At 73.6% G+C, this 4,908-nt stretch carries 3 protein-coding genes; all 3 read left to right on the top strand.

Annotation, left to right across the window (positions count from 1 at the left end; all coding sequences use genetic code 11):
- Window positions 1–261: 261 nt before the first annotated feature.
- The 3 genes from BH719_RS03910 (at window position 262) to BH719_RS03900 (ending at window position 4,792) form a co-directional block, all read left to right on the top strand.
- The gene (locus BH719_RS03910; RefSeq protein WP_009743455.1) at window positions 262–1,251 is read left to right on the top strand and encodes a malate dehydrogenase; all 990 of its coding nucleotides are present in this window, start codon (window positions 262–264) and stop codon (window positions 1,249–1,251) included.
- A gap of 260 nt (window positions 1,252–1,511) precedes the next feature.
- Complete coding sequence (locus BH719_RS03905; RefSeq protein ID WP_009743454.1) at window positions 1,512–2,135, top strand: hypothetical protein; 624 nt, start codon at window positions 1,512–1,514, stop codon at window positions 2,133–2,135.
- The gene (locus BH719_RS03900; protein ID WP_009743453.1) at window positions 2,132–4,792 is read left to right on the top strand and encodes an FtsK/SpoIIIE domain-containing protein; all 2,661 of its coding nucleotides are present in this window, start codon (window positions 2,132–2,134) and stop codon (window positions 4,790–4,792) included. The genes BH719_RS03905 and BH719_RS03900 overlap by 4 nt, the downstream gene beginning before the upstream one ends.
- Window positions 4,793–4,908 lie beyond the last annotated feature (116 nt).

Raw genomic sequence — 4,908 nt, 5'->3', positions numbered from 1 at the left:
CGCCTGACCGTTCGCGGGCGGCCCCGGCCGGGCGCCGTCGGCCGCCGAGGGGGCGCACGGCAGGCCGACGGCCTGTTCGCAGTCGTCGTGCTCGCTCATGCGCCCATTGTATGCGGCGCCGCCGCGCTCCGACAGCCCCCGTCGGGCGCATAGGACCGGGTACCCGAACGCCCGCCGCCCCGAGCGCGTACCCTTGGTCCGTAGCGCGGGAACCACCGCGCCAGCTGCCCCACGGCAACATGGACAACAAAGGAGTGCCTCATGGCAACACCCCGCATCGTGACCGTCACGGGCGCAGCCGGGAACATCGGCTACGCCCTTCTCTTCCGCATCGCCTCCGGCCAGCTCTTCGGGCCCGACGTGCCCGTCAAGCTGAACCTCCTCGAGATCCCCCAGGCCGTCAAGGCCGCCGAGGGGACCGCGATGGAGCTCGACGACTGCGCGTTCCCGACCCTGGCGGGTGTGGAGATCTTCGACGACGCGTCCAAGGCGTTCCAGGGCACGAACGTCGCCTACCTGGTGGGCGCGATGCCCCGCCGCGCGGGCATGGAGCGCGCCGACCTGCTCGAGGCCAACGCGGGCATCTTCGGCCCCCAGGGCAAGGCCATCAACGACGGCGCCGCCCAGGACGTGCGCGTCCTGGTCGTGGGCAACCCCGCGAACACGAACGCCACCATCGCCCAGAACGCGGCCCCGGACGTGCCCGCGTCCCGCTTCACCGCGATGATGCGCCTGGACCACAACCGCGCCGTCGCGCAGCTGGCCCACAAGACGGGCGCCGCGAACGCCGACATCAAGGACGTCGTCGTGTGGGGCAACCACTCCGCCGACCAGTACCCGGACGTCTCCTTCGCCAAGGTCGCCGGCAAGCCCGCGACCGAGCTGGTGGACGAGGAGTGGCTGTCCAGCTACTACCGCCCCACGGTCGCCAAGCGCGGCGCGGCCATCATCGAGGCGCGCGGCGCCTCCTCGGCCGCCTCCGCCGCCAATGCCGCCATCGACCACATGCACTCCTGGATCCACGGCACCCCCGCGGGGGAGTGGGTCACCGCCGGCGTCATGAGCGACGGCACGCACTACGGCGTCCCCGCCGGCCTGAACTTCGGCTTCCCCGTCACCTCCGACGGCGGCGAGTGGCAGGTCGTGGACGGCCTGGAGATCTCCGAGGCGACCCGCGCGGGCATCGACCACAACATCAAGGCCCTGCAGGAGGAGTACGACGCCGTCAAGGCGCTCGGCTTCATCAAGTGAGCGCGCGCCCGCAGCAGCGGGCGGCGAGGACGGTGGGCGGTCCCAATGGGGCCGCCCACCGGCGCGCCAGGCCCCCGCGCGGGGGCCTCCGCCTGTCCCCCCCCGGGCCTGGTTCCAGCCCCCGGTCGCTGCGCGGCACCGCCACCAGCCCCGTGGCGGTGCGGCGGGCGCGCCGCCGCGTCTCAGATGCTGGCTAGGTTGAGAAGTAACCCTGGTAGTCTCGAACGGCAACGGTTGGACACGTGAAAGGCGCCATAGCAGTGAGCCCAACACCTCCGTCGGATTTCGAGGCCATATCGGCGCTCGCCGCCTACACCACCGACCTGACGGGAACGCGGAAGCGGCCGTGGCTCGCCCCGGGCGCCCCCGGACAGGGCCTCGTCAGGCCCACCCAGCTCGTCGCCAGCGAAGGCAGGCGGGACCTGGCCGACACCGCCGCGCGCCTCGAGGCCGGCGCCCCCCTGGGCGCGCACAAGGCGGACGGCTCGACCTCCCCGGTCGCAGCCGCCGTGGCCGCTGCCCTCGCCTTCTTCGCCTCGCTCTACATCCCCAAGTACTGCCTCGACCTCAACCACGCGATGACGAGGGTCGGCGAGGGCCCGTCGGTCTTCGCCCTCGTCCTCTTCGTCCTCGCGATGGCGCTGCCCGTCACGATCTTCAGCAGGCAGATCAGCTCCAGGCCGTCGCACCCCCTGTGGCTGGCCTGCCTCATCGGGGCGGTCGCCGTCCACGTCATCGTGGCCGCGCTGGCGGCCCTGGGCGCCTCCAACGACGCGCTCAAGGGGGTGGGGGAGCCGATCGCCCGGACCGGGGTGCTCCTCCCCGTCATCCTCGTCCTCGTACTCGCCTTCGTCACAGCCGCACTCAACGGGATGGAAGAATGACACTCGCCGAAGAACGCCGGACCATCGCCCAGGAAGCGGCCCTCGTGTCCGGGGTGGCGCGCGCCCACGAGGCCAGGGCGCACGCGGAGCTCACCCGGCGCCTCGCCGACTCGCGCGCCGCGCTCGACTCCCAACTGGCCTCCATCGACGCCGCCGGAGCGCGCAGCGCCGCCCGCCTCCAGGAGGAGGGAGCGGCGGCCCGCGCCTCCTCGTCCCAGCAGCTGCGCGCCCTCTACGACAGCGCGCGCAACGCCAAGCGGGGCTGCGAGCCCGCGCCCCTGACGAGGATCGGGACCCTGGAGGGGGGCGCCCCCCTCGCGGTCGGCCTCACCGAAGGGCCGGGCGTCCTCGTCTCCTCGGCCCACGGTGCCGCGCCCGCCCACGACCTCGCGCTCGCCCTGGCGGTGTCCCTGGTCGAGGACATCCCCCTCCAGCACCTGCGCATCCACGTCTACGACCCCCGCAACTCCCTCACGATGGCGCCGCTGGGCAGGCTGCGCGAGGCCCGCGCCGAGTCCTTCCCCGCGCCCCTCATCACCGAGCGCGACCTGGAGAACGCGCTCGACGACCTGCTCCGGCACGCCTCGGCGACCGCGGAGCTCCTGGCGGGCGAGGGCGAGCGCACCCTGTCGGGCCTGTGGTCGCGACTGGCGGTGCCCCAGGGCGAGTTCCGGGTCCTCGTGCTCCTCGACTACCCCAGTTCCCTCAGCGACAGGGCGCGCGAGCAGCTGCGGGCCCTCGCCTCGTCCCCCGGCCGCGGGGTGTGCGTCATCGCCGCCGGACAGGGGCCGGGAGCCGCGCCCGACGGGGACGGCGCGCTGGCCGGGGCGCTGACGGACGTGCGCGTCGACCGGGACCGCGTCGCCATCAGGGCCGGAGGGCGCTGGGCGGTGGGCGCCCCCCTGGCGGCGGACCCCGCCCACGTGGGCTCCGTGGTCTCCGCCGCCGTCGCCTCGTCGAACGAGGTCGAGGGCCCCACCTACCCGCTCTCCGAGTTCATCGAGGGCGGCGAGCCCATGTGGTCGCGCTCGAGCGCGGACGGCCTCAGCGCCGTCATCGGGCGCACCAGGGGCGACGCCCTGACGATCCGGCTGTCCAGCCAGAACCCCGCCATGCCGAACATGCTGGTGGGCGGCGCAGTCGGCCAGGGCAAGTCGAACCTGCTGCTCGACATCGTCTACGCGCTGGCCTACCACTACGGGCCCGACGAGCTGCGGATGCTGCTCCTCGACTTCAAGGAGGGCGTGGAGTTCCGCCGTTTCGCCGCCAACGACGAGGGACGCGACTGGCTGCCCCACGCGCGCCTGGTCGCCCTGGAGTCGAACGCCGTCTTCGGCGCGTCCGTCCTGTCCTACCTGACCGACGAGATCCGTGCGCGCGCCAACACCTTCAAAGAGGCCGGCGTCGGATCGTACGACGCCTACCGCGCCCAGGGCGGGTCCATGCCGCGCCTTCTGGTGGTCGCCGACGAGTTCCAGATGCTCTTCGAGGGCAACGACGACGTCGCCCGCGACGCCGTGCGCGCACTGGAGCAGATCGCCCGCCAGGGGCGCTCCGCGGGCATCCACCTGGTCCTGGCCTCCCAGACCCTCTCCGGCATCCGGGCCCTGGCCAACAAGGAGCAGGCGATCTTCGGGCAGTTCGCCTCGCGCCTGTCCCTGAAGAACAAGGCGCAGGAGTCCGAGACGATCCTGTCGCGCGGCAACCGCGCCGCCGCCGACCTCACCTACCGCGGCGAGGTCGTCCTCAACGAGAACTTCGGCGAGGACCCCAGCCGCAATATCCGCGGCACCTGCGCGTGGGCGCAAGGCGACTACGTGCTCGACCTGCAAAGGCGGATGTTCGCCGCCGCGCCCCACGGCCCCGCGCCCACCGTCTTCAACCCCTACGCGCCCGTCGCCTGGGAGCGCCACGACTCCGTGCCCTTCGCCCGGGGGCGCTCCGCCGCCACCGACGGCATCGACCTGGGCCGCCGGATCGGCGTCGACGAGAACCCCGTGTGGCACCCGGTCATGGGGCCCCGGCCGATCGGCCTGGCCATCGTCGGCGAGCCCTCCCTGGAAGTCGACGGGCTCATCGCGGCCGCCGCCTCGTCGTTGGCCCGCGTCCGGCCGGGCGTCCCCCTGACCTTCGTGGTCGGCTCCTACGGGGACGCGCCCGTGCCCATCCGCCTCATCGCCTCCCACCTGGAGGGGCGGGGCGTGCCCGTGCGCGTGGTGACGGGGGAGGGGGCCTCGGTCCTCCTGCGCGAGGGCCTGCCCGCTGACCAGGCCGTGGTACTGGTGGACGCCGACCAGCTCATCGACTTCACCGACCCCATCGAGGGCGGGGACGTGCCCCGCTTCGGCGAGCCCCCCTCGATCCGCTCGCGCCTGGCCGACGTGCTCCACGACACCAGCGCGGCGGGCCACCCCGCGGTCGTCACCGCGTGGTCGTCCTACGCGGCCCTCGAGGGCGTCGTGGGCCGGGACCTGCGCGGCGTCAGCGGCGTCGCCCTGGTCGGGCAGGACCGGCGGACCCTCCACGACGTGTCGGGCGATTTCTCGCTGGAGCCCCCCGAGGAGTCCCCCCGCTTCGTCTACGTGCGGCCCGGCGCCGCCAACCAGTCGTTCATCGGCGTCCCCTTCTCGCTGCCGACCCCCAAGGAGGAACGGTGAGTATCGTCACCGACTACAACGCCCAGCTCGCCCTCTTCGCGGGCTCCCTGGAGCAGGCGCAGGACCTGGGGGCGCGCGCCGAGGCGGAGGCGGCGGCCGAGCGCGAGCGCGCCCAG

The organism is Pauljensenia hongkongensis (assembly GCF_001746855.1).
GTDB lineage: Bacteria > Actinomycetota > Actinomycetes > Actinomycetales > Actinomycetaceae > Pauljensenia > Pauljensenia hongkongensis.
Note: the sequence above shows the minus strand (reverse complement) of the source record. Positions and strands in the feature narration are given on the sequence as shown.